Below are 26,989 nucleotides of genomic sequence, written 5' to 3'. Positions count from 1 at the left end.
CTAGTTGTTGATCTGTTTGAATAACCAGTGAACTAAATCATTCGCTGCAGTAAAGTTCTCATATTCCTTAGGTAGCTTTCTTCCATCGGTATATTCATTATATAACCAAGGGTCCCCAATGGCAAATACGGTACCTTTTCCATATTTTGCCGTAGCAATAATGGTATCACCATGGTCTTGAATCAATGCTTGGGCCGGAGCCTTCGCCTGTAATGTTGAAATTTCCTTGATGTATATTTGGGTTGCATTCGGAAAGATAGCATTCCCTTTTGGAATAGCAATTGCTCCTGTCTGAAAGTCATTTCCTTTCACCCGATTGCGACTATCCTCATTGAATGTGATGCCAAACTTCTGTGCAAGGGTATTGAATTTGTTGATTTCGCAGTTGCCACTATCATTTAAGAAAAGAACGAGTACACCGCCCTGTTTAACCCACTGTGAAATCTGTTGGGCGTCGGTTTCATTCATAAAATGCGGATGCTCAGTTTCTTTTTCTGTATCGGGGTCTACGATGATGTAGATATTAGATTTTGAGAGATTCTGTAATGTTGGTGCTGTTTTTAATGTGTTTAATTGACCACCATTTTTTTCAAATACCCTACCCAACAGGGAAAATCCGTTGTTGTCGTCACCATCCCAAAGATAGTGGTAGGGTTTAAGTTGTCCGGATGCAGTCTTTTTATATTCGTTGTTGAAATAATTGTCCAATGTAACAGTGCGTCTTTTTTTGCCCTTTTGTGCTTTCGCAAATTCAACTTCGGATGCTGCAAGGATAAAAGCACCGACTCCTTTGGGATCATTGGTAACGACTGGTTCGCTCATATAATACGCAAAGCTGCCATCGCGATAATTTTTCCCCCCCAAACCAGAAACTTGAACAGTCTTTGTAAGATTAACACGGTTTTCTCCAGCAGGGACGATGAATTCTTTTACAAGCCCTTGGTAGCCCCGATCCAGATTTTTCTGAAATGAAACCGGAATATAACCTTTGCGTAGTGATTTTGCCAATGCAAATACAAACATGCTTGAGGCCGAAGATTCTAAGTAATTCCCTTTTCTTGTTCCCAAATCCACGATGTCGTACCAAACACCGGTTTTGACATCTTGATACGTGACAATTGCGGATAACGTTCTGTTTAAGATGGCAAGGAGTTCTGGTCTTCGTGGATGCTCTTCTGGGAAATAGTCCAATACATCGACAAGTGCCATTACATACCAGCCCATACCCCTAGCCCAAAAGTGCGGCGATAAACCTGTTTTCGGGTTTGACCAGCGTTCCTTTCTTGATTCGTCCCAGCCATGATACAACAGACCAGTTTTCTTGTCACGGGCGTTTTTTTCCATGTAGCTAAACTGGTTGGCGATATCGTCAAAAGCAGCAGGAATATCCATTAGGCTTGCATATTCTGCGTAGAAAGGTTGTCCCATGTACAAACCATCTAGCCACATTTGGTAAGGATAAATTTTCTTATGCCAAAATCCACCTTCATGTGTACGAGGCTGCTTTTGAAGCTGTGCATATAATTGGTGGCAGGCCTTTAGATATTTTTCTTTACCGGTTACTTTGTAGAGCGTTAATAGTGCTGTTCCATTTTTGATATTGTCGATATTGAAGTCGTATGCATCATAGTTTTTAATGGAATCCGGAATGCTGAGATAAGCATCCATTCGCGATTGCATATAATTAAAATAGGTAGCGTTTGCCGTATTGCGCCATACATCTGTTAGGCCTTCAAAAATAACCCCCATATCGTATGACCATTTTGGAAATTTGTCGGTCCTGTTGAATAATGAATCAGGATAGAGCTGTTCAAGTACAGTGTTAGCCATCTGCTCAGAGAAAGGTTTTTGTTGTCCAAATCCTGAAAATGGAACAAATACTACAAGATTTATAAGAATTAAAAATAATTTTCTCATCGCGTTCCTAATTTTTGATCGTTAAGGATTTGTCTGTACTTCCGGCTATAAATTGACTGACCGTCTTGGCAGTCCTTATCTACACCATCGCCATTTTGGCCATACCAGGGGTTACGAACCGAAAGCTTGCGTAAGGTTAGATCTTCACATAGCAAGGGGTGTATATTCCAGGCGGGAGAGTTTTGTATCGTTACTCCTTCCAACAATATTTTTTTACAGTTTGTAAATACCAAAAGATTTGGTCTTAAAAAATCTTTGACTTCTTTGAAATTCTCAACTGTTGTGCCGGGACGAATAACCCCGGCTTTCTTTTCTTGCGAACCTTTCAGGGAACTTGTGGAGGGGTACCAGATCTCATTGGTGGTGTCGACAGTGCCGCCCGATGAAACGAGATTTTTCCATTGCGATGCGGTTAGTTTGTTTTTTTTAACCATCCTCCAGGCATTTCCATTGCCATCGATAATGCCATCGCCTGTAATGGCGATATTATATAGGTTCTTGCCCGATATCGGATTTTGATTACGCCAAGCCGGCTCACCTTCCCAATTAGATTCAACAAGCTTATATTGATTAAAGTCCTTGGTGAAAAGCAGTACGGCATCTCGTTTGAGGTGCAGGTTTACATTGCTCTGCATTTCAATAGGCCCCGTCAACCAAATTCCCGGAGGGATCAGTACCACACCGCCGCCACGTTCGCTACACGTGCGGATCGTTTGGTTGATTGACGTTGTATTAAGAAATTGACCGTCACCTTTAGCGCCATAATTGCCAATATTTAACGTGTCTTTCTTAAATTCGACCTGTTGTACGATAGGACGGGCAGGCTCTTGGGCGATACTCAGCTGTGGTAGCACGAGAAGCAATCCAAGAACGGATTTCAATGTACGTGAATAGTGCTTTTTAAACGAATTCATTTTTTACATTTTGGTTTAAAAATGGTTATTTGTAAAAGCAATTGTACATTCTTTGTCCCTAACTTGGATGAAAAACTTATGCAATCGTTACCAGTCATTACTTATCTATCAAATGCAAGGCTTGGTACCCAATCCTTGAATACACGTTGAAAATTAAGGCTATCGGCCTCTCTATCTGTTAACAGGCGACTCCATTTGACACGATTTTGTGACACTGAGCCTGCGCCTTTGTTTTTATATTCTGCGAAATAAGCTGTTTTTTCATTTGACTCTTTGCCCCAGTTGTGCCAACCTTTATCTTCAATAAATTGGGGAAGGTTGCATTGCATGAAGATTACTTTAGCATAAGGTCGCCAAGGGCGTCCCAGATAGAATGTTTTTGTGTCTTTATTTCCTGTGATGTTGCAGTTATTAAAGATATAGCCAAAATCTACGTGCTCGGGTGTAGATGCTGCGGTAATATAGCCCTTGTTTTTGCAGTGCAGTTCACAATTCTCAAACCAGGCCGTGGAAGCGCCAAAGATAAAATCTACAGTACCTTCGATATAGCACTGATAATACAGTTGTCTTGTCCCCTTCCCGAAAGTGTATAGGGTGTCTTGAAATCCTAAGAAGCGACAATTGAGAAACAAATTACGGTCTCCGGAGATCCATGCCGCCACTGCCTGGCCCACTGGGCCGGATCCATTTTCAAAAGAAAGGTTTATGGCCGTAAAGTCGTCCCCATAGCAATAAAAACTTGCTGAGCCAGAAGTACCCATTTCTTCACCAAAACGATTTTTCTTTTGCGCATAATCGTCATAACTGATAATCGTTTTAAATTTATCTTCACCGACTAATGTAACAAACTGCTTGCCCCCCGGGAGTATGATTTTTTCGCGGTATGTGCCGTTTTTGATATATATTTTTGTTTCCTTTTTTCGATAATCTGGGACAGCATCAATGGCATCTTGAATTCTTGTGAAGTGTCCCGTACCATCTTTGGCCACGACAAAATCATAACTCTTTACTTCCGCAGCAAAAAGAAAAAAAGGAATTAAAAAAAGAGAAAGTATGATCGTCCGCATTCCAAAGTGTTTAATTGGTCAATGAAATTACCAATATTAAAGCCTTCCTTAAAGGAAATCCACCAAAATAAATGCGCAAACGTTATCGGTCACGTTTGCGTGAGCCGATTGAAACGACAATTCTAGCATGCTACCATGGCGTGTAAAGTATGTTTGTATCTTGAAATATTGCCTGTATTGGATATATTTGATTGAGTTGATATAGCCATAAGGGGATAGTCAGAACGAAATAAGGTTCCTAAATTGTCTATATGGAGTTTAATTGTATTGCATATAAAAAGCAATTTCTCTAAGTTTGTTCAACAAATTTCTCAACATGGACATCCAATCGCTTTATCAGATTTATAAACAGTATCCGAATATCACCACTGATACACGTAAAATTGAAAAGGATAGTATATTCTTCGCTCTCAAAGGGGCCAATTTCAATGGAAATGCTTTTGCAGAGAAAGCACTTGAAATGGGCGCTAAATATGTTGTTATTGATGAAGAGACTTTCCAAAAAGGAGAACAGTATATTCTTGTTGATGATGTTTTAAAAGCATTACAGCAACTGGCAAATTATCACAGACAGCAGTTGCATATTCCAATTATTGGTGTGACGGGTACAAATGGAAAAACGACTACGAAGGAACTGTTGTATGCTGTTGTTTCGCAGAAGTATAAGGCATATGCGACAAAAGGAAATTTGAATAATCATATTGGTGTTCCCATAACATTATTGGCGATAGATGATTCCGTTGAGCTCGCAATCATCGAAATGGGGGCAAACCATTTGGAAGAAATTGCTTTTTTGTGTGGGATTGCCGAACCGACACATGGTTTGATTTCTAATGTTGGTAAAGCACATCTAGAAGGTTTTGGGTCTTTTGAAGGAGTGAAGAAAACCAAAGGTGAGCTATACGATTGGCTGCAGGACCATCAAGGTGTATTATTTTTGCAGGCCGATAACCCACATCTCAAAGAGATGGCTTCCGCTCGTAAGATAGCTAACATCATTACTTATGGTTTTTCGGAAGATAATGACGTGATTGGAAAGCTTCTTAAAGCAAATCCCCTTTTACAAATTGAGTGGCAAAAGAAAGGGGCGGCCGAATCTTATGTAGTTGATACGCAGTTAACAGGCTCTTATAATACCGAAAACTTTCTTGCGGCAATTGCAGTGGGTCTGCATTTTGGCATCTCTCCTGCGGCGATCAATCGGGGCATTGAAGGATACACACCTACCAACAATCGCTCGCAGATTATGAAAACGGCCCACAATACGCTGATCTGCGATTATTATAATGCCAATGCAACGAGCATGGCCGCTGCACTGGATAATATCCGGATTATTGAAGCGGATAAGAAGGCTATTGTATTGGGTGATATGTTTGAATTGGGAGCCGAATCCTTTGAAGAGCATAAAAAAATTGTTGAAAACGTAAGAGCTATTCCTGCAGATCGCAAGATTTTTGTCGGCAAAGAATTTTTCGCACATCGGTATGAAGGTGGGGAGTTTTATGAAACTACTGCCGAAGCAAAACAAGCAATCAGTGCAAAGCCGATAACTGATGCCACCGTTTTATTGAAAGCATCACGTGGCATGGCTTTTGAAAATCTGGTCGATTTACTATAGCCTTTTTAGCTTTGTGTTATGCACAACTAGGGGATAAGTTCGGGGTGCGACCATATTGCGACCATGGTGCTCCCGCATTGAATGTACTTAAAAAGGTGGACTCAACGTGGACTCACGGTGGACTTACCGTGGTCGCAGGGCGAAGATAGTAGGTGTTTGCTGTTGCTTTGGTGCCGCTGAATACCAAATTACCCATCAGGCAGGTTCGAGTAAAAAGGAAGGGCAAAACAAACAGTTTTGTCATGTAAGGATTAAATAATGAGTAAAATGAGCAAATTCGTTCCGCGAAGAAATGATGCTCATTTGGAAAAACGTACCTTTGTTGCATATAATGGATAAAAGACGTTTTTTTTTGGAAATAGCCTATTTTGGACAGGCTTATCATGGTTGGCAAATTCAGAATAATGCAATTTCCGTGCAGGAAGTGCTGAATAAAGCGCTTGAAACCCTGTTGCGGGAGCCCATTGAAACAACAGGGGCTGGGCGTACAGATACGGGTGTTCATGCCAAGCAATTGTATGCGCATTTCGATGCAGCCCCCGTGGGTATTCTGCAAAATGCTGATCGTTTTATTCATTCGCTCAATGCCTTATTGCCCTTTGATGTGGCTGTGAAGCGCTTGATCGAAGTGGAACCCGAAGCACATGCTCGCTTCGATGCAACGCAAAGATCATATGAATACCATCTTCATTTTCATAAAGATCCTTTTATCTATCCCTATTCATGTTTTATGCGCGATCGTCCGGATGTCGAAAAGATGAATGAAGCTGCGCAGTTTTTATTGGGTAAACAAGATTTCGAATGCTTTAGTAAGTCTCATACGCAGGTGTTTACAAATATTTGCGATATTCGTAGAGCCGAGTGGGTATGGCATACTGAGCAACATCTGGTTTTTCACATAACTGCAGATCGTTTTTTGCGCAATATGGTGCGTGCCATTGTAGGGACATCGTTGGAAATAGGGATAAAAGGCAAGCCGGTTTCATTTATGCAAGATGTTATTCAAAGTAAAAACCGCGGAAAAGCGGGTGTTTCTGTTCCTGCACATGGTTTATATTTAACAGAAGTAGCATATCCTTATATATAGAATTTAATAGATATAGAATTTAACGTGAGTCAAGATAAAATAACTGGTAAAACCTACGATATCAATTTAGTGAAACGCATGAGTCGCTATATGCGGCCTTACCATGTGTCATTTTGGATATCGGTCGTTCTAACGATCTTGTTGGCCGCCGTGGCGCCCGCTTTGCCTATGCTAATTCAGCATACATTAGATAACTATATTTTAAACTTCGATACCAATGGGTTGTCCCTCATGCTGATAGCGATGTTGGCATTGGTTATCCTGCAGACCTTGATTCGTTATTACCATACCTTAATGACAAATACCCTGGGGCAGTCGGTCATTCGCGATATCCGGATTCAGGTATTTAACCACATTGTTCAACTCAGGCTCAAGTATTTTGATCGTACGGCGTTGGGCAAACTGATTACACGCACCATTTCTGATCTGGAGACTCTTTCCAATATTTTTTCTGAGGGCTTGATCCAGATTATCGGTGATTTATTGCAGCTGATAGTTATTCTGGTTGTGATGTTTTACTCCGATTGGAAGCTAACATTGATTGTTTTAATTCCCATGCCTTTGATGGTGGCAGCAACTTATGTGTTTAAAGAGGCGATGAAATCTGCTTTTATTGATGTGAGGAAATGGGTTTCCAATTTAAATACCTTTTTGCAGGAACACATTACGGGAGTCGGGATTATCCAATATTTTGCGCGTGAAAAGCAGGAAATGGATAAGTTTAAAGAAATTAATGCGCAACATCGAAATGCACATATTCGAACCAATTGGTACTTCTCCATCTTTTTCCCAGTTTTGGAAATTATCATGGCTATTGCTTTGGGATTATTGGTTTGGTTTGGTTCCAAACAAATTATGGGTGATGTGATCTCTCCGGGTGTAGTTGTAGCCTTCATCATGTATATCAATATGATCTTTAGGCCCATTCGGGAACTTATTGACAAGTTCAACACACTTCAAATGGGTATGGTCAGTGCTGAACGGATTTTTGAAGTCTTGGATACCGATGAAAAGACACCTAATTTGGGTACTTTGAAACCTGCCCATATCAAAGGAGAGATTGCGTTTCGCGATGTTTGGTTCGCTTATAATGAGGAAAACTGGGTGCTGAAAGATGTTAATTTCAATGTTAATCCGGGCGAAACCTTAGCTTTAGTTGGGGCTACTGGTGCCGGAAAATCTTCTACCATCAATATTCTAAGCCGGTTTTATGAAATCAATAAGGGTGAAATTCTATTGGATGGTCGTAATATCCGGGATTATGACCTTGATTATCTGAGAAATACCATTTCGACGGTATTGCAGGATGTATTTCTCTTTTCGGATAGTGTCATCAATAACATTACATTAGGTGATCCTGCAATATCTAGAGAGCAGGTGATCGAAGCGGCAAAGGAGGTGGGCGCGCATGATTTTATTATGCGACTGCCCGGGGGCTATGATTATGATGTGAAAGAGCGGGGAGCAACCTTATCTGCGGGGCAGGCACAATTGATTTCTTTTATACGGGCTTTGGTACACGATCCTCGGATTCTTATTTTGGACGAAGCGACTTCTTCGGTAGATACCGAAACGGAAGAAATGATCCAACATGCCATTGATAACCTCATGAAAGGAAGAACATCGATTGTTATTGCCCACCGCTTGTCCACCATTCAGAAGGCGGACAAGATTATTGTGTTGGATAAAGGCGAAATCAAGGAAATCGGAACGCATCAGGAATTGCTATCTTTTGATGGTTATTATAAAAAACTATACGATTTGCAATTTCATTCCGCGGGGATTTAATTAAGCGATAATACTCTCTTTGGGGATAGTTTCTTCGTCTTCGATACGTGTATTTGCTTTGATTTCGGAACCTCGACCAACTAGAACGTTTGCTCCGATTGAGACATTTGGACCGATGTTGACAAAATCTTCAATAATGGTGTTGCTCTCGATAACGGCGGAACCGGCAATAACGCAGTGGTTGCCTATTTGTACATCTGGAGCGATCGAAGCGCCAGGGAGAATAATGGTGCCTTCACCAATTTCGGCTCTTTTTGATACGTAGGCTTTAGGATGGATGAGGGTCTGGAAGTTCCAATTTGCGTTTTCTGACACAATCCTTTGGCGAAGACCAGGATTCTTGACTGCGACAAAGAAATTTTCTTCCGTGCCTTTTGCTTCATGATGAAGTTGAACCTCGTAATCGAATACATCTTCAATTAGTAGCGATTTGTCGATAAGACCACCAATTTCAATCGCTAAATCTTCTGCTACATCTACCGCAGTTTTAGCATGTGCGGTTGCTCCGTATATATATAACATGGTATTTTTTTTCGCAAAGATAAAGCTTTCTAAAAAGAAGCCCTTTGGTAGGATGTAAAAAAATACAACAAAATGTCAGGTTTGATTGTTTTGGTGTTTATAGAGCTGTAAGGTTGGTTGTTTTTTCGGTCGCAATTATATTGCATATGAAAATCAATTTATCTAAGTTTGTTGATATACAAAAATTAAACTATGATTCAACGTATCCAAACTGTTTATTTGCTGATAGCAGGATTAGTCATATTTGGCTTGTTTCTATTTCCCTATGTTAATTATAGTGATTTAGTTGGCTTAGGGAAGAATGTGAAGGTAACCGGTGTGTATAGTGTTGCTGCAGGTCAGCCAGTACACGAGGGAGGATTTGGCTATATTCTCCAGACCGTGGCCACTGTAATATTAGGAGGACTTCCCTTATTCACGATATTTAAATTTAAAAAACGTAAAGTTCAACTTTTGCTTATTTGGGTAGAGATTGTGGCGATTATCTTATTTGCGGTATGGCTATACTCTTCTGCTAGTGCTCATCTCGCTACGGTGAGCCAATTTTTGGGCGCAGGGAATATCGGTGTAGGATTCTTCTTGTTACCAATTTCAATTATATTCTGTGCGTTAGCTATGGGCGGAGTGCGTAAAGATGAAAAATTGATCCGGTCTGCCGATCGATTGCGGGCATAATGTTGAGACAATAAAACAATACGAGTTAAAGCCACGATCTTCGTGGCTTTTTTAAATATAATATAATATGAATGTTTTTTTTCGATATGTTGTCCTCTTGATGTTCTTTCTTGGAGGTGGGCTTGTAAAGGCTCAGTCAGCAGATTCATTGCTGGTTGTTGACGATATTCAATTCGATGTAAAGGAGTTTCATCTGGATGAGCGTAAGAATGAGCTGGTGATTAATCTGTTTGCGATATCTTATAGTACCGATCCCCGTGAGTATAAAATGAATACCTTCTCCACGCAAGTGTTGGATCAGAAGAAACAGCCTCATTTTTTTTCAACGATTCAGATGGGGAATGTTTTGGTTAAATTTGAGGATAAGCAGAATTATCTGCACTATTTGTTAGAAGAAGATAAGCCTGTGGATATACAGGTTGTCGTCAAGGATTGGAAGAAAACGGATAAGCCGGATCTGATTAAACTGGTATTTGAGAGCAGTACGGAAGAGGGTGAGTTTTTGGAAGTTCCTATTCCGTTAAAGAAATAATAGATTTTGGGGATTGATCAAAAAAAAAGCTTCGGTGCGATAGCGCCGAAGCTTTTTTTTTGATTGGTCAATATTATCGATTGTATCTGATCTGTTGTTTGTCCATCATGACCATCTGATCTTTCATCATTTTGATCTGATCGGCCAATAATTTGTTTTTATCTGCTTTTTTCGCTTCCTGAAGAAGTTTTTCGGCTTCACGCTTGTTGCGTTTTGCCATTGCTACACCAGCCAGGCTTAATTTTGCTAAAGCGATATTATGATCCATATGTAAGCCCAACGCCAATGCCTTCTTAAAATATTTTTCGGATTGCATAGGTGCGCGTTGTGATTCGATCAGTCCGATCAGCATATTGTAGTAACCGTGCTGTTGTGGGATCAATTGCTTTTCGTAGTTGGTGATTTTACGTAGCCATTTTTCAGCTGCGGCCATATTTTGTTTACGCATATACCATTGCGCAATCAGCATATATTCGTGGAAAAATACAGTAACAAAGCCTAAGATCGTGATCAGGACACCTAAGATTCCCCATCCCCAATTTCCAGTCCAGAATAAGGCAACTGTTCCGATCAGCAATGCACTGCAAATAATGATTCTAACGAGATTTGACATAAATCTTTGTTTAAAATAGTTGTATTCAATTTAATTCTGCAAATATCCGTTAATTTCACCGTTTAAGCAACTCGTTCAGGTGGTTATTTTGTAAAAATGTGTTTTTCCCCCTGAAGAGGATATGGATAAGCAACATGTGCTCGTGTTTTTTGCTGTAATGTTTTTTGCTGTAGTCCCTTAAGAAGAGCTTATGTGGATAAATTTGCCTTTATATGCAACTTTATCTATGTTTGGGGTATGGAAAAGCAATACGATGATTCTTGGGCTCCTGTGCTAAAGCCTTTGTTTGGTCAGCCTTATATGAAACAGCTGTCTACTTTTGTGCAAGAAGAGCGGCAGAAAACGAAAGTGTTTCCACCGGCAGATCTGGTGATGAATGCTTTTAAGCTGACGCCATTGGACCAGGTAAAAGTAGTTATCTTAGGGCAGGATCCTTACCATAATGATGGGCAGGCGCACGGCTTGTCTTTCTCTGTGCCAGAAGGGATTGCTTTGCCGCCATCCTTAAAAAATATCTTTAAGGAATTACAAGACGATATACCCGGTTTTGTTGAACCACGTGCTGGCGATTTGACCTATTGGGCCAAACAGGGTGTACTCTTGTTAAATGCGACATTGACAGTACAGGCGCATTTAGCAGGCTCCCATCAGAAGAAAGGTTGGGAGATTTTTACAGATAGTATTATTCATGCCATTTCGGAGCGTTGTGAACATGTGGTATTTCTGTTGTGGGGAAGTTATGCCCAAAAGAAAAGTGTGCTTATTGATGCGAAGAAGCATCTTATACTAATGGCGGTGCATCCATCACCGTTGTCTGTCTATCGTGGTTTTTTTGGTAGTAAACATTTTTCACGCGCAAACCAATATTTGATGGAACATGGTAAAGCCCCAATTGATTGGCGCCTGGTTTAAGTTTTGTCTTGCGTTAAATAAACATCATTGCCGGTGATCGTCGCATGGAGCAAATACGTCCAAAAGCGAGATTCCGGTAATGATATTTTTGATCGACTTATTCCATCGTTTAATATTCTAAAGGAATAATTGGTTCTTTTTTGCTGGTTGACATAATCATCATGGTTTGGAATGTCTTTACAAAAGGTATTTTGGAGATTTTTTCCATGATGACACCTTCATAAGCTTTAATATCTTTTACGTAAACCTTGAGGATGAAATCACAATTGCCTGTAACGTGGTGGCATTCGGTTACCTCGGGTATCATTTTGACGGCAGCAACAAACTCAGGGATAGCGTTATGTGTATGGAAATCGAGTGAGATCTGGATAAACGATTTGATTCCTAGTCCCAATTTCTCCTCGTCTACAAAAGCATGGTAACTTTTGATGAAGCCAGAGTTTTCCAGTTTTCGCACACGCTCTAAAGTTGGTGCGGGAGATAGTCCGATGCTAGATGCGAGTTGCAAATTAGTTATACGACCATTCTCTTGTAATAGTTTAAGAATTTTTAAATCTGTTTTATCCGGTGCAAAGGGCATATCTTAAGTCTTAATAATCAATAGTATTTGTAAATATACAAAATTATATTTGGAAATTTAAAAATATACAAAATTATTGATGATTAATAGATTTTAGCTATATTAGGATTGCTTAGTTATAATTTTAATCGATGTAAAATCATTTGACTGTCATAATCGATTGAAATGTGCTCATTTTAATGAAATGGAGTGATAAATGTCATTTTTTTATTAAAAATGCCTTCGTAAGGTGCTATTAAATGCTGTTTTATTGGCTTTGAAATTGTAACTTTGCAGTTCGATAGGTGCGGAGGTGAAGCCCTCCCAAATTAGTTAAACCGTGAGAGCGCAATATGAGTACTAAAGACGACGATTTGTTAAAAGAGCTGGAGCTCGAAGAATATAAATACGGGTTCACGACAGATATCGAAATGGAAATTGCAGCCAAAGGCCTTACTGAGGATACGGTTCGTTTTATTTCGGCAAAAAAGAATGAACCTGAATGGCTATTGGAATGGAGGTTAAAAGCTTTCCGTCATTTCTTGACGTTAAGAATGCCTACTTGGCAGAATTTCAAAGCTCCTGAAATCGATTTTCAAGAGATTTCCTACTATGCAGCCCCAAAAGCAAAACCACAGCTTAATTCGATGGATGAAGTTGACCCTGAGTTGATTGCTACCTTTGAAAAATTGGGTATTCCTTTGGATGAGCAAAAAATATTGGCAGGAGTTGTGGCGGTAGATGCTGTCTTTGACTCGGTATCTGTCAAAACAACGTTTCGTGAGAAATTAAAAGAACAAGGTGTTATTTTCTGTTCATTTGGTGAGGCCGTGCAAGAGCATCCTGACCTGGTGAAAAAATATTTGGGTACAGTGGTTCCACAGACGGATAACATTTATGCGGCGTTGAATTCTGCAGTATTTTCGGATGGATCCTTTGTTTATGTTCCAAAAGGGGTTAGATGTCCAATGGAATTATCGACCTACTTCCGTATCAATGCACAGAATACCGGACAATTTGAACGCACGTTGATCATTGCCGATGAGGGAGCTTATGTTTCTTATTTGGAGGGATGTACTGCACCTATGCGTGATGAAAACCAGCTGCATGCAGCGGTAGTAGAATTGATTGCCGAACGCGATGCTGATATTAAATATTCTACCGTGCAAAACTGGTACCCTGGTGATAAAGATGGAAAAGGTGGTATTTATAACTTTGTAACCAAGCGTGGAATCTGTAAGGGTGATAACAGTAAAATCTCCTGGACACAGGTAGAAACTGGTTCTGCAATTACATGGAAATACCCTGGTGTGATTTTAAAGGGTGATAACTCTATTGGCGAGTTTTACTCTGTAGCCATGACGCGTAATCATCAGGTAGCTGATACAGGAACGAAGATGGTTCATTTGGGTAAAAACACGAAATCTAAAATTATTTCTAAAGGTATTTCTGCCGGTAAGAGCCACAACAGTTATAGAGGTTTGGTGAAAATCGGTCCAAATGCAGACAACTCACGTAACTTTACCCAATGTGACTCCTTATTGATCGGTGATAAATGTGGGGCACATACATTCCCTTATATCGAAAATAGAAATAAGACAGCCAAATTAGAGCATGAGGCGACTACTTCCAAAATCGGTGAGGACCAAGTATTCTATTTGAATCAACGTGGTATCGATTCTGAGAAAGCTGTTGGTTTAATTGTCAACGGGTATGCAAAGGAAGTATTAAATCAATTGCCGATGGAGTTTGCTGTAGAGGCTCAAAAATTATTGGCAATTTCATTAGAAGGTTCAGTAGGATAGATAAAAAATCATTGGGAATGTAGTTTATGACGCTACATTACACCATACTCAATACGAATAAAATGTTAAGCATTAAAAATTTACATGCGTCTGTAGAAGACAAACAAATATTAAAAGGGTTAAACCTAGAAGTAAAAGCTGGAGAAGTTCATGCGATTATGGGACCAAATGGTGCTGGTAAAAGTACATTAGGTAATGTATTAGCCGGACGTGAATCCTATGAAGTAAGTGAAGGTTCTGCACTATTGGACGGTGTAGATTTATTGGATCTTTCACCTGAGGACCGCGCACGTGAAGGGCTGTTTTTGGCTTTTCAATATCCTGTTGAGATTCCGGGCGTATCGAATATCAATTTCTTGAAAACAGCTGTAAATGATATTCGTGAATATAAAGGCCTTCCTCCAATGGAAGCGAAGGAATTTTTACAAATGGTAAAAGATAAGCAAAAATTGGTTGAATTTTCGGCTAATTTGGCTAACCGCTCTTTAAATGAAGGATTTTCCGGTGGTGAGAAAAAGCGTAACGAAATTTTTCAATTAGCGATGTTGAACCCGAAATTATCTATTTTGGATGAGACAGATTCTGGTTTGGATATCGATGCCCTTCGTATCGTTGCAAATGGCGTGAATCAATTGCGCTCTAAAGACAATGCTTTTATTGTTATTACACACTACCAACGTTTGTTGGATTATATCGTTCCAGATTTTGTTCACGTATTGTACAATGGCCGTATCGTGAAATCGGGACCTAAAGAATTGGCTTTGGAGCTCGAAGAAAAAGGATACGATTGGTTAAAAGAATATGATACACAAAACGCCTAATCTTTTACCTGAGTAAATAGGATTGGAAGAGAATTTTGGCGATTTGATTAAAAAATAACATGAGTACATTAGTTTCAGAATCATTACTTCAACAAGTGTTGGGAGCTTTCAAAGAGCAAGGCGTTTCAGACGAACCTTCGTTTTTCGTGGCGGCCCGCCAACTTGCATTCGACCGTTTCGAAGCAGCAGGCTTTCCCACCGTTAAGAATGAAGAATGGAAATATACAAACATCCACAGTATTATCAATAAGCCATATGCGCTTGATGTCGATGTGGATATCGAAGGCTTAGACTTTAGTGCAGGAGAGATTCCTCAGTTGGATGCTTACCGCATTATCTTGGTGAATGGTCAGTATGTTTTAGCAGTAAGTGAATTAGAAAATGTGAAGGGACTGTCGGTTATTCCAATGGATGAAGCCACTTCAGAGCCTGCATTCGAGAGCCATTTTGCGAAATATGCGGACAAGTCAGACAATATTATGGTCGCATTGAATACGGCTGCTTTTACAAATGGTGTTTTTATCCATTTGAAAAAGGGAGTTGTACTTGATAAACCAATACAGATTATTCATGTCGCTACAGGGAAAGAGGATTTCTTTGCACAAACACGTAATTTGATCGTTGTCGAACCAAATGCAGAACTTGAATTGATCGAAAGCTTTATCACTGCAGAAGGTACCGCAAATAATGTGCACAATAAGGTCTCTGAGATTATCGTCAAAGAGAACGCTAAAGTACAACATTATTATTTGCAGCTCGCAGAATCTGTAAGCCGTTACTTTAATCATACAGAGGTATATCAAGAAAAAGATAGTCTTTATAATAATTACAACTGTAATTTTCCTGGCGCCTCGTTTATCCGTAACAATATCAATGTTCGCTTGGATGCAGCGCATGTGGAGAGCCATTTATATGGAATCAATTTAACAGCAGGTGATCAATTGGTCGATAATCATACCATCGTAGACCACCTTAAGCCACATTGTGAGTCTTACGAATGGTATAAAAATATTACACAGGACAAATCCGTTGCAGTTTTCAATGGAAAAATCTTTGTGCGTGAGGATGCTCAAAAAACAAATGCTTTTCAGCAGAACAATAATATGTTGATGTCAGACAATTCGGCGGTTTATACCAAACCGCAATTGGAGATCTTTGCAGATGACGTAAAATGTTCACACGGATGTACCATCGGCCAGTTTGATAATGAAGCCTTATTTTATTTGAGAGCAAGAGGAATTGGTGAAGAGTCTGCCCGCATCCTGTTGGTACATGCATTTGCATTTGACGTAACTACACGTTTCTCTAATGAGGTTGTTCGCAAATATGTGGAAGAGCTTGTAGAAGAAAGCCTGAGAACAAATTAAATCCATTTAGGATTATATAGCTTTTAAGATGGCGTTTACCGATGCGGTGAACGCCATTTTTTATAGAAACAATTGTATCTTTTGTACGACCATGTACATGTCTTTATATACAACTTACGCTTATAAACCTTGGGTTTTATAGCGTGTTCGCTTTTTTTTCTTTTTAAGACCTCTATCGATGAATAGATAGGAGGGCCTCTTTATATTAGGATATTGGGGTATTATCTTTTTTCAATGGTCCAATTAGAAGGCTGGCAAGAAAGAAAGTATAAATTATGCTATAAAACAGAAAAAGCTTCCAAATTTTGGAAGCTTTTTTAGAGCGAAAGACGAGATTCGAACTCGCGACCCCAACCTTGGCAAGGTTGTGCTCTACCAACTGAGCTACTTTCGCGTTGATGTTACAAAAGTAAGGCATTTATTCGTATTCTGCAAGAGAAAAAACAAAAAATGTTAACTTAAATTGATTGCATCAACACAATTAATACCGTCTATAGCCGCTGAAATGATGCCTCCGGCATAACCTGCACCCTCACCACAAGGGTAAAGTCCTTTGACCTGAGGGTGTTGTAAATCTTCTTTATTTCGAGGAATCCGAATTGGTGAAGATGTCCGTGATTCTACACCAACCAAAATTGCTTCATTGGTATAATACCCTTTCATCTTTTTGCCAAAGATGGGCAGTGCACCGCGTAATGCTTCATGAACGAAAGCAGGTAGCACTTCGGTGAGATCTGCAGAAGCTGTTCCGGGTTTGTAGGAGTTTTCTGGCAGATCCATCGATACACGCCCTTCGACAAAGTCGACCATACGTTGTGCGGGAGCAACAAGTTTACCACCACCTATAGCAAAAGCCTTTCGCTCGATCTCTTTTTGAAAATTAAGTAATGCAAAAGGATCCTTATGTGCATTGGCAACGTCTTCAAGGTTAATCTGAATGACGGTACCTGAATTGGCGTGCGGATTATTTCGTTTGGATGGAGACCATCCGTTGACAACGATTTCATCCACATCTGTTGCACAGGGAGCGATAACGCCACCCGGGCACATGCAGAATGAAAATACCCCACGGTCATTAACCTGTTCAACCAAACTATAATATGCAGGGGGTAAATGCTCGCTTCTAACCTGACAATGGTATTGCGCCTGATCAATGATTGACTGCGGATGTTCGATGCGAACACCCAATGCAAAGGCTTTGGCCTCGATCAGCCAATTATTACGGTGAAAAAGCTCAAAGATGTCCCGTGCAGAGTGTCCTGTTGCTACGATGACATGATCGGCCTTAATTTCTTCGCCACTGGCTAACTTGACGCCGCGCACATGACCGAAAGATTCTAAAATGTCGTCGACACGTTGGTCAAAATGAAATTCACCCCCAAATTCAAGAACACTCTCACGCATTGCTTCAATAATATGCGGTAGTTTATTTGTACCAATATGTGGCCGTGCATTGACTAGAATATCTGTCGTAGCACCATGGGAGACAAAAAGATTGAGCACTTTGTCTACATCACCTCTTTTATTGGAACGTGTATATAGTTTCCCGTCGGAGTAAGTTCCGGCTCCACCTTCACCAAAACAGTAGTTTGATTCGGGATTTACGATGCCTTCCCGGTTCAGCTTTGCGAGATCGCGTCTACGGTCCTGTACTTTCTTACCGCGTTCGATTACAATTGGTTTGAGCCCACGCTCAATGCAGCGGATAGCCGCAAATATGCCGGCAGGGCCTGCACCAATAATAATCACTGGTTTTCCGTCTTTAACGGATTTGAAATTATTCGAATAGATTTCAGGAACAGGCAGTTCATCGATATAGTAGATAACCCTTGCCCGGTAGACCACCTGTTTGCTTCGGGCATCAATCGAACGTTTCCGGATTTTATAACCTTTGATTTGCTGGGGTTGAACGCGTAAAGCTTTTATGCCCTGCTGTATAATGTACTGTTCGTCCTCGATCCTTTCTGGAAGTATCGCAATTTCGATTTCTTTTTGCATAGTATGAGGGCTGGGTTTTTATCCCAAAACCGACACAAAGTTAATGAATATTGGCTATTTGGAGATTTGGAAATAAAAATATTCTTATCTTAGTAAGAGCTTGGTATATGCTTTGATAGTGTAACCGTATAATTTGAATAGTATTTAATTCTTTGAACAATGAAAATTAAAAGATTTTTGGTCGCCCTATGTGGTTTATTTGCATTAGTATCATTAAACTCCTGTGGCTACAATACGATGGTCTCACAAGATGAGAATGTGAAAGGAAAATGGGCACAAGTTGAAAATGCGTATCAACGTCGTGCGGATCTAGTTCCAAATTTGGTTAATACGGTAAAAGGAGCGGCAAAACACGAAGAAAGTACATTGACGGCCGTTGTAGAGGCAAGAGCTAAAGCAACTTCGGTGACGATTAATGCCGACGATTTGTCTGAGGAGAATATTGCCAAGTTTCAAAAAGTTCAGGATGAATTCAGCGGTTCGTTGAGCCGTCTTTTGGCGTCGGTTGAAGCTTATCCTGATTTGAAGGCGAATCAGAACTTCCTGGAATTACAGGCGCAGTTGGAAGGTACTGAAAATCGTATTTCAACAGAACGTAGATCTTACAATGAAGCGGTACAGCAATATAATACCACCGTACGTAGTTTCCCGAATAATTTAATGGCGGGTATGTTCGGATTTAAGGCGAAAGGTACATTTACTGCAGCCCCAGGTTCGGATAAAGCGCCAACGGTATCATTCTAATAGTAAATTGTTAGTAATGAACAGGACGATGGATGATGCGGCTTTCGTAGAAGCACATCATCCATTTTTTTATCGTGTTTTAACTAGTTTTAGATACTTTGAATCTGGAATAACCGTCTGGTAATCTGGTCTTGGAGTGCAAACGTATACAGACTATGGCATTAAATTCTGAAGAACAAGAGAAGATCGTTCACGCCATTAATGTGGCTGAAAACGAGACTTCTGGTGAGATTCGTGTAGTGGTAGAAAATCATTGCCCCGATGAGGTACATGATCGTGCAACCTATTATTTTTCCAAATTGGGCATGCATAAGACCACGTTGAAAAACGGTGTTCTTATCTATATCGCGCTTGAGGATCATAAATTTTCCATTATCGGCGATAAGGGAATCCACCAACGTGTAGAAAGTGATTTTTGGAACAGTACCAAAGATCTTATGGTGGCGGAGTTTCGGGTGAACCGTATTGTTGAGGGCTTGGTCAAGGGGATCGAGCATGCGGGTAAACAATTGGCAAAATTCTTTCCGCGTGAACACGATGACATCAATGAGCTTCCAAATGATATTGTTTTTGGAGACCGTTAATTGTTAAGTGAACAGCAAGAACCCCGAGCTGCTATTGCCTGTCTCGCAAATAGATTGATAAAAATTGTGATAAACCCGACTTCGGGATTCACGGAACGCCATTAGAAGCATGAAGACTGCTTAAGGCAAATAAAAATGAATAAAAGAGAATAATAGGATGAAATTTGTATCGAGATTATTTTCCCGGATTCGAATCCCTGCTATGGCTATGTTGCTTTTTATGCTGTCGATAGCCACAGTATTGGGTCAAGATTTCCCAGAAACATCAAACAGACTTGTCAATGATTATACAAACACATTGACAGCAAGTCAGAAGGAATTATTGGAGCAGAAGCTATTGGCATTTGAGGATTCCGCATCTACGCAAATTGCTGTGGTTATGATGAATTCTACCGGCGGCTATGATATTTCTGATTATGCAGTCCGTTTAGCGAAAAAATGGGGTATTGGGAATAAAAAGTATAATAACGGTATTCTGTTGTTGGTAGCCCTGGGAGATCGTGCGGTAACTATTCAAACAGGTTATGGTATAGAAGGGGCTGTCCCCGATGCTATTGCCTATCGTATTATTGAAAATGATATCAAGCCGGCTTTTCGTCAGGGAGATTACTACAAGGGAGTCGACGATGCGACAAGTTCCTTAATTTCCTACACAAAAGGCGAATACAAAGCGGATCCAAAACAACCGAAAGGAAAGGGATCAGGCTCGGTGATGTTTGTGATTATTATTGTGATATTCTTGATTGTTATTTTCTCCAATCGTGGTGGCCGCGGTGGCGGTGGTGGCGGTCGTGTGATGAATGGACGTGGCGCTTCTGATATCTTTTGGTGGACATTGCTGAATGGTCTTGGCGGCGGTGGCGGCCGAGGTGGCGGCGGTGGCTTCGGCGGCGGCTCAGGTGGCGGTTTTGGCGGTTTCGGTGGCGGTGATTTTGGCGGTGGCGGTGCTTCAGGACGTTGGTAACAACTTTGCTAAATAATGTTAAATAGGACGACAGTGAAACGGAAATGTTTTACATTTATGGGAAGTATATAATTATGAAAAAGGGAATATTAATGGGTTTAAGCTTTTTACCAGCCTTGTTAATGGCACAAGAAAGCTACACAGTTACAGGAAAGGTAAACACGACGTCAGACAAAGCGAAAGTGTTTATGCAATATCCGGCTAACGGAACTCGTCAGACAGATTCTGCCATGGTCGTAAAAGGTGAGTTTAAATTCAATGGACAAGTGGCTTCGCCAACTAAGGGTATGATGATCTATTCACCGGAAGGCTTATCTTTCGCTGAACTTAGAAATAGTCAAAAGCAGCCTGAAACAGCACAGCTGTATCTTTCGAAAGGAGTGATCAAAGTCGATGCAACCAAAGGATTCAAAAATGCAACGGTCTCGGGTACAGCGCTCAATGATGATCTGACGCAGTACAAGGCTTTTGTGAAACCTCATACAGATGCGTTCGAGGCGTTGAACCAACAATATTACTCGGCTTCGGAGACTCAAAAACAGGATCCTAAATTCATCGAAGGTTTGCAAAAACAGGCTGGTGAGATTTCCGAAAAAATGGAAAAAGCAGATGCTGAATTTATTAACAAAAATCCAAAAAGCTGGTCCACGTTGGATTTGCTATCTGAGAATGTCAGCGGTGAGAACGTCAATGAATATGTGACTTCTTTTGAGAAATTGTCTCCTGAATTGAAAAATTCTGAAAAAGGGAAGGAATTGGCTGAGCGTATCCAGAAATTGAAAGCAGTGGCAGTTGGTTCTGTTGCGCCTGACTTTACATTGCCTGATACAACAGGAAAAAATATTTCATTGTCTTCATTAAGAGGTAAATATGTCCTGTTGGATTTTTGGGCAAGCTGGTGTAGTCCTTGTCGCCACGAAAACCCGAATGTCGTTGCGGCTTTCAATAAATTTAAGGAGAAAGGATTTACCGTATTTGGTGTTTCTTTAGACAATCCTGGTAAAAAAGAGGCATGGCTAAAAGCAATCCATGATGATAATTTACAACAATGGCCACACGTTTCGGACCTACAGGGCTGGAAATCGGCTCCGGTCAAGTTGTACGAAGTACGTGGTATTCCGCAAAATTTCTTAATCGATCCTTCAGGTAAAATTGTCGCATCAAATTTAAGAGGTGAGGCTTTGGAAGCTAAGTTAGCTGAATTGCTGAAATAAATTGATCATTTATTGCCATTAGGCATTTAAAATAGACCCCTAATTGTTAAACTCATGTAAGGTGAGTGTGCAATTAGGGGTTTCTTTTTTAGCGCCGCTACCAATTGACAACTCTGAAAGGCGAATAGCGTGACGACTGCTAAACATTGAATGAATTTGCTAACTTCGCCTGCTGCGATGGCAAATGAGCGCATGAAATTACTATATCCTCATATACAGCTGGACTAGGGGATATTGGGTAATGGGGTTTTAAAAAAGATTAATTAATGGAGCGCGCGCTATGATGGATTTAAAAATTATAAAGATGAAGAAAGTAGCAATTTTGGGTATGTTTTTGGGAACGGTGGTTGCTTCCTGTAGTGGCGACCAAGATAAGGGGATTCCCGTTGTCAATTTAGAGGCTTTGCATGCCATTCCTTTAGATCATGCTATTGATCAATTGGCTAAAGACACGACATTTATCGATGTTAAGTTGCCGCCTAATGCCCGGATCGATCAGTTGTCGCAACAGGAGCTGGGCCAGTTAAAAGCTGCAGCATATCGTTTTTATCAGCACGTTACACTGGAAAATAATCAATACCGAGTTGATCTCAAAGATCCTAAAGTGTTGCACTTATCGGAACAGGTTGTTAAGGCGTATGAACAGGCGATCAGCAACACGAATCACTTTGCTGACTCGATGGCGAAGGTAGGCCAAGCCATTCAGCTGCCTCCGGTATCTGAAGAGTACCTCAATAATTTGCTTAAATAGGTGATCTTGTTGGATAAGGTGCTATTAAGCCTTTTATCTAGCAAGGCAGATTAGGTCCCTGGTTTTGATTAGAAAATTTTGGGAAGTCAAGAAAAGGAAGACATAAAAAAACGAGTATACTTCACCGTGTATACTCGTTTTTTATTGTGTTAACAATAACTTATATCACTTACAAAGAAAGGATCTCAATAATACGAAGCAGATCTTCATTCATTTTTACGTTATGTTTGATCGCGCTTTTAAAAGGAGTGAATCTTACTTCACTGCAAATCAGTCCGGCCATTTCACCTCTGCGACCTTGTAATAAGGCCTCCACAGATGCAACTCCAAGCCTGCTGGCTAGCACGCGGTCCATGCATGTTGGGCTTCCGCCACGTTGAATATGTCCTAAAATTGATAATCTAACATCGTAATGCGGGAAATTTTCCTTGATTTTTTCCGAAACTACCATTCCGCCTTCTTTGTCACCTTCAGCGACGATAATAATGCGGGATGATTTATTTTTACGGCTTTTGTCAAGCCTTTTCATGATTGCATCATAGTCTACCTCGAACTCAGGAACCAGAACTGCTTCAGCACCGGTACTGATACCAGAACGAACAGCGATAAGACCAGAGTCGCGCCCCATCACTTCGATCACAAAAAGTCTATCATGAGACTCAGCAGTATCGCGAATTTTGTCTACAGCTTGAATAACGGTATTAATGGCTGTATCATAACCAATCGTAAAGTCTGTGCCGGCCAAATCATTATCAATTGTGCCTGGAAGCCCAATGATAGGAAAATCGAATTCTTCTATAAATTTGGATGCTCCGGTAAAAGTACCGTCGCCGCCAATGACAACCATGGCATCAATGCCATGACTACGCAAATTCTCATACGCCTGTTTGCGTCCTTCAATAGTTTTGAAGGCCTCGCTACGCGCAGTTTTTAGAATAGTACCACCACGTTGTATGATATTGGCTACAGATTTAGCATCCATGGGGATAATCTCACCATTAACTAGACCATCATAACCTCTGCGTACGCCAAATACTTCAAGATTATTGTAGATACCCGCTCTAACAACAGCGCGGATACCAGCATTCATTCCTGGAGCATCTCCTCCAGATGTCAAAACAGCAATTTTTTTAATGTTACTCATACGTACTCAAACTTAGCTATTTTTAAGCGTATATACAATTATATTTCCGTTATTAGAAGTCGCCGATAACGCTATTAAGAACAAGCAATAGCTTTTTTAAGTGCAATTCATCTAAGCGTGAGCTAAAGATAATGCAAATTTAATAATTGCTTTTTCTCATGTATCATTCAAGACGGATATCTCCAGCGTATACAGACTATTTTTTTGCCTTAAAGGCGTCAATTCCGCTCTGTAAAAACGCAGTATATTCCGCGACATTATAGTTTGCGCCCGTTTTTGGAACTAATACTGTTCCTGATGCATCGACGATAACATAGAGTGGTTGCGAATTACTGTCGAAAGCTGATGCTTGGAAATCACTGTTTTTATTACCTATAGTTTTAATTTTTTTGCCACTATATTTTGAAACGAATTGTTCGTTTGCCGGTAATTCTGTTTTATCATCGACAAACAATTCGGCCATAATAAATTCTTCCTTCAGTAGTTTGGCAACCGCGGGATCAGTCCAGACATTTGCCTCCATTTTTCGGCAATTGACACAATTCCAGCCCGTAAAATCAATTAATACCGGTTTATTCTGTTCTTTTGAAGCTGCGAGAGCCTCTTCATAATCATAATAAGGATCAAATCCTTTTGGTGTACCACGTTCGTGAAAAATCTCCGCGTATTTTTTAACCTTACCATCATTGTGTGAAGGGGCGGCTGCTATTCCTGCCGACAGGTCAAAGTCCTGTGTTGCCGAAGGTGGCAAGAAGGCTGAAATTGATTTTAGCGGAGCTCCCCATAGGCCCGGTACCATATAGATAACGAAGGAAAATACAATGATAGCGAGAATAGTTCTCGGTACAGAGAGGAATTTTAATTCGCTGTCATGTGAAAACTTGATCTTTCCAATAAGATATAAGCCCATCATACTAAAGATAGCAATCCATAGCGATAAGAACACTTCTCGATCTAGCCAATTCCAATGGTAAGCCAAATCTACATTTGATAAGAATTTCAGCGCTAGTGCGAGCTCTAAGAAGCCAAGTACAACCTTCACCGAATTTAGCCAGCCACCTGATTTTGGTAGGGATTTTAACATCGAAGGGAACATCGCAAATAAGCCAAAAGGAATTGCAAGAGCTATAGAAAAACCAAGCATACCGACTGCTGGACCTAAGCGTTCTCCTTTCGAGGCCGCTTCGACCAATAAGGTGCCAATAATGGGGCCAGTACAGGAGAAAGAGACCAGTGAAAGGCTGAATGCCATAAAGAAAAGTCCCACAAGACCACCTTTGTCGGATTTGGCATCCATTTTATTGACGAAAGAACTTGGTAACGTGATTTCAAAAGCACCAAAAAAGGACGCGGCAAAAACAACCAATAAGAGGAAGAATAGGAAATTAAATACCCCGTTTGTCGATAAAGCATTCAAGGCATCCGAACCGAAGGAAATCGTAATAATCATTCCTAAAGCGACGTAGATCACAATAATGAAGAGACCATATAGGAGTGCCTTGCTGATACCGCTTGCGCGGCTTCCGGCCTGTTTTGTAAAATAACTTACGGTAAGAGGGAGCATTGGGAATATACAAGGCATGAGTAGCGCTGCGAAGCCGCCAACTAATCCGGCGATAAAGATACTCCAAAGTGATTTTTTTCCTGATTCTTGATTCCCGGAGGAAGCGTTTGCCTTAGCTGGAGCGATTTTACTGCTATCCTGACTAACCATTGTGTCAGGTGAAGCTGTAAAATTTAGATCCTCAGGTACCGCTTCAACAGTGGTACCTGTATCCGGTGATGATTCAAATTGAAGCCCTTCTGTACTTGTTAAACTATCTTGTGCTGAGGCAAAAGTTGCTGTAGTTAGAGAAAGGCTGAAAAAAGCAATTAAAAGTAGAATGAATGTGTTTTTTAACATGCGTATGAATTTCTGATGTTATGGTCAAAAATAAAAAAAGGCGATGAGAATCGCCTTATTAATTTATCCGTGTAGAATCATTTTTACTATTTGATTGTCACAGCAAAAGCATATTCGTCTGGAGGAAGACATTGTGATGCATCACATGCTTGCCATTCGACAGTACCTTTAACTGTGGCAGTTCCTTTGTTTAAAGTTACTTTTTGTTGGAAAATTACCTCGTTTGTAAAATAACCAACATCCATCTTGAATACATCCTCATGTTTTACTTTTGGTTTTGGCTCTGCAGTTTTACCTACCAGTGCATAATCAGCAGCTTTAGCGAAGGTGAAGGAAGTTGGAATTGGCCCGCCATCTTTCACATTTTGTGAATAAATGTGCCATCCATTTTGGATTGTAGCTTTTACATAAACTACAGCTTCTTTATTATTTAACTTTTTGCTGGCCACAGTCCATTTTACAGGTTTGTGAATCTGAGCGAATGCTCCCGTAACTGCAAAAATTACTGCAGTCATTAACAGTATTAACTTTTTCATCCGAATTTAATTTGTTCTTTTCCTTTTCTGCTACAATGATTGCAGTGTGTTATTGTCTTTGATGCTTCGTGTGAATAAAGGTTTAATCACGCTATTGACAAATTTAGAACAAAGGTTTGACAATTCTAAAATGGGCTATCCTTTTTTTGTAAAGATTAGGTAATAAGATGTGTAATTTCTTTGATATCAAATTCGCGAAGGGTGTCTTCCAGGAGAACGCATAGTTTCCCCTCGCCAGATACCCGTTGAATGATACCGGTTTTCTTGATGCCATCGATAAGAAATGGCTTTTCTTCGCCTTTCCAGAACAATAATTCGTTGTATCGGCTTAGCTGATGTTTTGGGCCTTGATCGTGAAGTATCTGATACTCTTGTTGGATAGCCTGAAACAATTCATGCGCGAGGTCCCTAATGTTGTAGTCTTCTCTGCCGGTTAAGCTCGCAAGCGAGGTTATTGTTGTTGCTGTGTCAAAATTAATTTGATTAATATTGACGCCGATGCCTATAATCGATGCCTCGATTTTACTGCCTTTTAATTTATTTTCTATTAAAATGCCTGTGATTTTCTTTGAGTTGACGTAAATATCATTTGGCCATTTCACTGTTACGACTTGCTCTGTTTTGCGTTTTAACCAATTGACTGTCGCGATGGCGATTGTGGCTGAAAGTGCGAATTGCTGCGCTAACGGAAGGAAATGAGGCTTTAACAGGATCGATGTTGTTAGGTTTTTTCCTCGTTCACTCACCCAGGAACTTCCTCGCTGCCCCTTGCCTTGGAATTGTTCTTCTGCTAAAATGGCAGTTCCTTCTGCTAGTGGCTTGAAATTTGACAATAATTCCCTGAGATAATCGTTTGTAGAGGCGACTTTGTCAAGATATATTGTATTTTGACCGATGATAAGTCCCGAAATATTGTTATTTTGCAAACTGAAAGTATTAAATAAATATTAAGTC

The 26,989-nt window shown here is 40.3% G+C and carries 25 protein-coding genes and 1 tRNA gene; 14 read left to right on the top strand and 12 right to left on the bottom strand.

From position 1 onward, the window contains the following. The 3 genes from ACLCDV_RS25040 to ACLCDV_RS25030 form a co-directional block, all read right to left on the bottom strand. Positions 1 to 1,917, bottom strand: a complete 1,917-nt coding sequence (locus tag ACLCDV_RS25040; protein ID WP_411972510.1) for a glycoside hydrolase family 88 protein — start codon at positions 1,915 to 1,917, stop codon at positions 1 to 3. Further along, the gene (locus ACLCDV_RS25035) at positions 1,914 to 2,831 is read right to left on the bottom strand and encodes a glycoside hydrolase family 28 protein (RefSeq protein WP_411972509.1); all 918 of its coding nucleotides are present in this window, start codon (positions 2,829 to 2,831) and stop codon (positions 1,914 to 1,916) included. Before ACLCDV_RS25035 ends, ACLCDV_RS25040 begins: the two co-directional genes overlap by 4 nt. 101 nt (positions 2,832 to 2,932) lie before the next feature. Next, positions 2,933 to 3,898, bottom strand: a complete 966-nt coding sequence (locus ACLCDV_RS25030; RefSeq protein ID WP_411972508.1) for a pectinesterase family protein — start codon at positions 3,896 to 3,898, stop codon at positions 2,933 to 2,935. 316 nt (positions 3,899 to 4,214) lie between these two features. Between ACLCDV_RS25030 and ACLCDV_RS25025 the strand changes: the two genes are divergently transcribed. The 3 genes from ACLCDV_RS25025 (at position 4,215) to ACLCDV_RS25015 (ending at position 8,391) form a co-directional block, all read left to right on the top strand. After that, positions 4,215 to 5,516, top strand: a complete 1,302-nt coding sequence (locus tag ACLCDV_RS25025) for a UDP-N-acetylmuramoyl-tripeptide--D-alanyl-D-alanine ligase (RefSeq protein WP_411972507.1) — start codon at positions 4,215 to 4,217, stop codon at positions 5,514 to 5,516. Between the two features lie 331 nt (positions 5,517 to 5,847). Next, entirely contained in the window at positions 5,848 to 6,603 is a 756-nt protein-coding gene (truA, locus tag ACLCDV_RS25020; RefSeq protein ID WP_411972506.1) for a tRNA pseudouridine(38-40) synthase TruA, read from the top strand. Positions 6,604 to 6,627: 24 nt separating this feature from the next. Next, complete coding sequence (locus ACLCDV_RS25015; protein ID WP_411972505.1) at positions 6,628 to 8,391, top strand: ABC transporter ATP-binding protein; 1,764 nt, start codon at positions 6,628 to 6,630, stop codon at positions 8,389 to 8,391. Here the strand turns inward: ACLCDV_RS25015 and ACLCDV_RS25010 are convergent, their stop codons facing one another. After that, the gene (locus tag ACLCDV_RS25010; protein WP_317669147.1) at positions 8,392 to 8,913 is read right to left on the bottom strand and encodes a hypothetical protein; all 522 of its coding nucleotides are present in this window, start codon (positions 8,911 to 8,913) and stop codon (positions 8,392 to 8,394) included. Positions 8,914 to 9,105: 192 nt separating this feature from the next. Between ACLCDV_RS25010 and ACLCDV_RS25005 the strand changes: the two genes are divergently transcribed. Both ACLCDV_RS25005 and ACLCDV_RS25000 read left to right on the top strand, forming a co-directional pair. Further along, positions 9,106 to 9,588, top strand: coding sequence for a DUF4293 domain-containing protein (locus ACLCDV_RS25005; RefSeq protein WP_333577357.1), 483 nt, complete (start codon positions 9,106 to 9,108; stop codon positions 9,586 to 9,588). A 67-nt stretch (positions 9,589 to 9,655) separates the two neighbouring features. Continuing rightward, entirely contained in the window at positions 9,656 to 10,120 is a 465-nt protein-coding gene (locus tag ACLCDV_RS25000; protein WP_411972504.1) for a hypothetical protein, read from the top strand. A gap of 73 nt (positions 10,121 to 10,193) precedes the next feature. On the opposite strand, the gene ACLCDV_RS24995 is transcribed toward ACLCDV_RS25000, so the two are convergent. Beyond that, a complete protein-coding gene (locus tag ACLCDV_RS24995) occupies positions 10,194 to 10,733 on the bottom strand; it encodes a DUF2892 domain-containing protein (protein ID WP_411972503.1) in 540 nt (179 codons plus the stop codon). 237 nt (positions 10,734 to 10,970) lie between these two features. Between ACLCDV_RS24995 and ung the strand changes: the two genes are divergently transcribed. Further along, positions 10,971 to 11,645: a uracil-DNA glycosylase gene (gene ung / locus ACLCDV_RS24990; protein ID WP_317669150.1), complete on the top strand. Its 675-nt coding sequence runs from the start codon at positions 10,971 to 10,973 to the stop codon at positions 11,643 to 11,645. Positions 11,646 to 11,754: 109 nt separating this feature from the next. On the opposite strand, the gene ACLCDV_RS24985 is transcribed toward ung, so the two are convergent. Continuing rightward, positions 11,755 to 12,225 carry an Lrp/AsnC family transcriptional regulator gene (locus ACLCDV_RS24985; RefSeq protein WP_046673117.1) on the bottom strand — a complete coding sequence of 157 codons (471 nt, stop codon included), beginning with the start codon at positions 12,223 to 12,225 and terminating at the stop codon, positions 11,755 to 11,757. Positions 12,226 to 12,557: 332 nt separating this feature from the next. Here ACLCDV_RS24985 and sufB point away from each other — a divergent pair, with 332 nt between their 5' ends. From sufB to sufD, 3 genes are all read left to right on the top strand, one after another. Next, positions 12,558 to 14,009: a Fe-S cluster assembly protein SufB gene (gene sufB, locus ACLCDV_RS24980; protein ID WP_293900526.1), complete on the top strand. Its 1,452-nt coding sequence runs from the start codon at positions 12,558 to 12,560 to the stop codon at positions 14,007 to 14,009. Between the two features lie 62 nt (positions 14,010 to 14,071). Next, positions 14,072 to 14,830 (top strand): Fe-S cluster assembly ATPase SufC, encoded by a 759-nt coding sequence (sufC, locus tag ACLCDV_RS24975; protein ID WP_046673119.1) that lies wholly within the window; start codon positions 14,072 to 14,074, stop codon positions 14,828 to 14,830. Positions 14,831 to 14,889: 59 nt separating this feature from the next. Beyond that, complete coding sequence (sufD, locus tag ACLCDV_RS24970; protein ID WP_317669153.1) at positions 14,890 to 16,197, top strand: Fe-S cluster assembly protein SufD; 1,308 nt, start codon at positions 14,890 to 14,892, stop codon at positions 16,195 to 16,197. Between the two features lie 321 nt (positions 16,198 to 16,518). On the opposite strand, the gene ACLCDV_RS24965 is transcribed toward sufD, so the two are convergent. Both ACLCDV_RS24965 and ACLCDV_RS24960 read right to left on the bottom strand, forming a co-directional pair. Beyond that, a tRNA-Gly gene (locus tag ACLCDV_RS24965) sits at positions 16,519 to 16,591 on the bottom strand. Between the two features lie 59 nt (positions 16,592 to 16,650). Beyond that, positions 16,651 to 18,195, bottom strand: a complete 1,545-nt coding sequence (locus ACLCDV_RS24960; RefSeq protein WP_411972502.1) for an FAD-dependent protein — start codon at positions 18,193 to 18,195, stop codon at positions 16,651 to 16,653. Positions 18,196 to 18,360: 165 nt separating this feature from the next. Between ACLCDV_RS24960 and ACLCDV_RS24955 the strand changes: the two genes are divergently transcribed. From ACLCDV_RS24955 to ACLCDV_RS24935, 5 genes are all read left to right on the top strand, one after another. Continuing rightward, complete coding sequence (locus ACLCDV_RS24955) at positions 18,361 to 18,939, top strand: LemA family protein (RefSeq protein ID WP_046673163.1); 579 nt, start codon at positions 18,361 to 18,363, stop codon at positions 18,937 to 18,939. Positions 18,940 to 19,094: 155 nt separating this feature from the next. After that, positions 19,095 to 19,523, top strand: a complete 429-nt coding sequence (locus ACLCDV_RS24950; protein ID WP_333577352.1) for a TPM domain-containing protein — start codon at positions 19,095 to 19,097, stop codon at positions 19,521 to 19,523. Between the two features lie 157 nt (positions 19,524 to 19,680). Further along, on the top strand, positions 19,681 to 20,487 hold the full coding sequence (locus ACLCDV_RS24945; RefSeq protein ID WP_411567693.1) for a TPM domain-containing protein: 807 nt from the start codon (positions 19,681 to 19,683) through the stop codon (positions 20,485 to 20,487). Positions 20,488 to 20,561: 74 nt separating this feature from the next. Beyond that, on the top strand, positions 20,562 to 21,701 hold the full coding sequence (locus tag ACLCDV_RS24940) for a redoxin domain-containing protein (RefSeq protein WP_411972501.1): 1,140 nt from the start codon (positions 20,562 to 20,564) through the stop codon (positions 21,699 to 21,701). A 304-nt stretch (positions 21,702 to 22,005) separates the two neighbouring features. Then, entirely contained in the window at positions 22,006 to 22,452 is a 447-nt protein-coding gene (locus ACLCDV_RS24935) for a hypothetical protein (protein ID WP_411972500.1), read from the top strand. A gap of 169 nt (positions 22,453 to 22,621) precedes the next feature. Here ACLCDV_RS24935 and pfkA read toward each other — a convergent pair whose 3' ends face one another. The 4 genes from pfkA to ACLCDV_RS24915 form a co-directional block, all read right to left on the bottom strand. Next, positions 22,622 to 23,596, bottom strand: a complete 975-nt coding sequence (pfkA, locus tag ACLCDV_RS24930) for a 6-phosphofructokinase (protein ID WP_075990255.1) — start codon at positions 23,594 to 23,596, stop codon at positions 22,622 to 22,624. A 196-nt stretch (positions 23,597 to 23,792) separates the two neighbouring features. Continuing rightward, a complete protein-coding gene (locus tag ACLCDV_RS24925; RefSeq protein WP_411972499.1) occupies positions 23,793 to 25,499 on the bottom strand; it encodes a protein-disulfide reductase DsbD family protein in 1,707 nt (568 codons plus the stop codon). Between the two features lie 86 nt (positions 25,500 to 25,585). Next, entirely contained in the window at positions 25,586 to 26,035 is a 450-nt protein-coding gene (locus ACLCDV_RS24920) for a protein-disulfide reductase DsbD domain-containing protein (protein ID WP_075990253.1), read from the bottom strand. A gap of 155 nt (positions 26,036 to 26,190) precedes the next feature. Then, the gene (locus tag ACLCDV_RS24915) at positions 26,191 to 26,961 is read right to left on the bottom strand and encodes a biotin--[acetyl-CoA-carboxylase] ligase (RefSeq protein WP_411972498.1); all 771 of its coding nucleotides are present in this window, start codon (positions 26,959 to 26,961) and stop codon (positions 26,191 to 26,193) included. Positions 26,962 to 26,989 lie beyond the last annotated feature (28 nt).

Source organism: Sphingobacterium sp. Lzh-3, from assembly GCF_046764375.1.
Taxonomy (GTDB): Bacteria; Bacteroidota; Bacteroidia; order Sphingobacteriales; family Sphingobacteriaceae; genus Sphingobacterium.
Note: the sequence above shows the minus strand (reverse complement) of the source record. Positions and strands in the feature narration are given on the sequence as shown.

Bases quoted from the DNA above. Each gene is read 5' to 3' on its own strand.
- ACLCDV_RS25010 (WP_317669147.1), bottom strand. From the start codon at position 8,913: ATGTTATATATATACGGAGCAACCGCACATGCTAAAACTGCGGTAGAT.
- ACLCDV_RS25030 (WP_411972508.1), bottom strand. From the start codon at position 3,898: ATGCGGACGATCATACTTTCTCTTTTTTTAATTCCTTTTTTTCTTTTT.
- pfkA (WP_075990255.1), bottom strand. From the start codon at position 23,596: ATGAGTAACATTAAAAAAATTGCTGTTTTGACATCTGGAGGAGATGCT.
- ACLCDV_RS24925 (WP_411972499.1), bottom strand. From the start codon at position 25,499: ATGTTAAAAAACACATTCATTCTACTTTTAATTGCTTTTTTCAGCCTT.
- sufD (WP_317669153.1), top strand. From the start codon at position 14,890: ATGAGTACATTAGTTTCAGAATCATTACTTCAACAAGTGTTGGGAGCT.
- sufC (WP_046673119.1), top strand. From the start codon at position 14,072: ATGTTAAGCATTAAAAATTTACATGCGTCTGTAGAAGACAAACAAATA.
- ACLCDV_RS24935 (WP_411972500.1), top strand. From the start codon at position 22,006: ATGAAGAAAGTAGCAATTTTGGGTATGTTTTTGGGAACGGTGGTTGCT.
- ACLCDV_RS24985 (WP_046673117.1), bottom strand. From the start codon at position 12,225: ATGCCCTTTGCACCGGATAAAACAGATTTAAAAATTCTTAAACTATTA.
- truA (WP_411972506.1), top strand. From the start codon at position 5,848: ATGGATAAAAGACGTTTTTTTTTGGAAATAGCCTATTTTGGACAGGCT.
- ACLCDV_RS25035 (WP_411972509.1), bottom strand. From the start codon at position 2,831: ATGAATTCGTTTAAAAAGCACTATTCACGTACATTGAAATCCGTTCTT.
- ACLCDV_RS25005 (WP_333577357.1), top strand. From the start codon at position 9,106: ATGATTCAACGTATCCAAACTGTTTATTTGCTGATAGCAGGATTAGTC.
- ACLCDV_RS24960 (WP_411972502.1), bottom strand. From the start codon at position 18,195: ATGCAAAAAGAAATCGAAATTGCGATACTTCCAGAAAGGATCGAGGAC.
- ACLCDV_RS25000 (WP_411972504.1), top strand. From the start codon at position 9,656: ATGAATGTTTTTTTTCGATATGTTGTCCTCTTGATGTTCTTTCTTGGA.
- ACLCDV_RS25040 (WP_411972510.1), bottom strand. From the start codon at position 1,917: ATGAGAAAATTATTTTTAATTCTTATAAATCTTGTAGTATTTGTTCCA.
- ACLCDV_RS24945 (WP_411567693.1), top strand. From the start codon at position 19,681: ATGAAATTTGTATCGAGATTATTTTCCCGGATTCGAATCCCTGCTATG.
- ung (WP_317669150.1), top strand. From the start codon at position 10,971: ATGGAAAAGCAATACGATGATTCTTGGGCTCCTGTGCTAAAGCCTTTG.
- ACLCDV_RS24920 (WP_075990253.1), bottom strand. From the start codon at position 26,035: ATGAAAAAGTTAATACTGTTAATGACTGCAGTAATTTTTGCAGTTACG.
- sufB (WP_293900526.1), top strand. From the start codon at position 12,558: ATGAGTACTAAAGACGACGATTTGTTAAAAGAGCTGGAGCTCGAAGAA.
- ACLCDV_RS24940 (WP_411972501.1), top strand. From the start codon at position 20,562: ATGAAAAAGGGAATATTAATGGGTTTAAGCTTTTTACCAGCCTTGTTA.
- ACLCDV_RS25025 (WP_411972507.1), top strand. From the start codon at position 4,215: ATGGACATCCAATCGCTTTATCAGATTTATAAACAGTATCCGAATATC.
- ACLCDV_RS24995 (WP_411972503.1), bottom strand. From the start codon at position 10,733: ATGTCAAATCTCGTTAGAATCATTATTTGCAGTGCATTGCTGATCGGA.
- ACLCDV_RS24950 (WP_333577352.1), top strand. From the start codon at position 19,095: ATGGCATTAAATTCTGAAGAACAAGAGAAGATCGTTCACGCCATTAAT.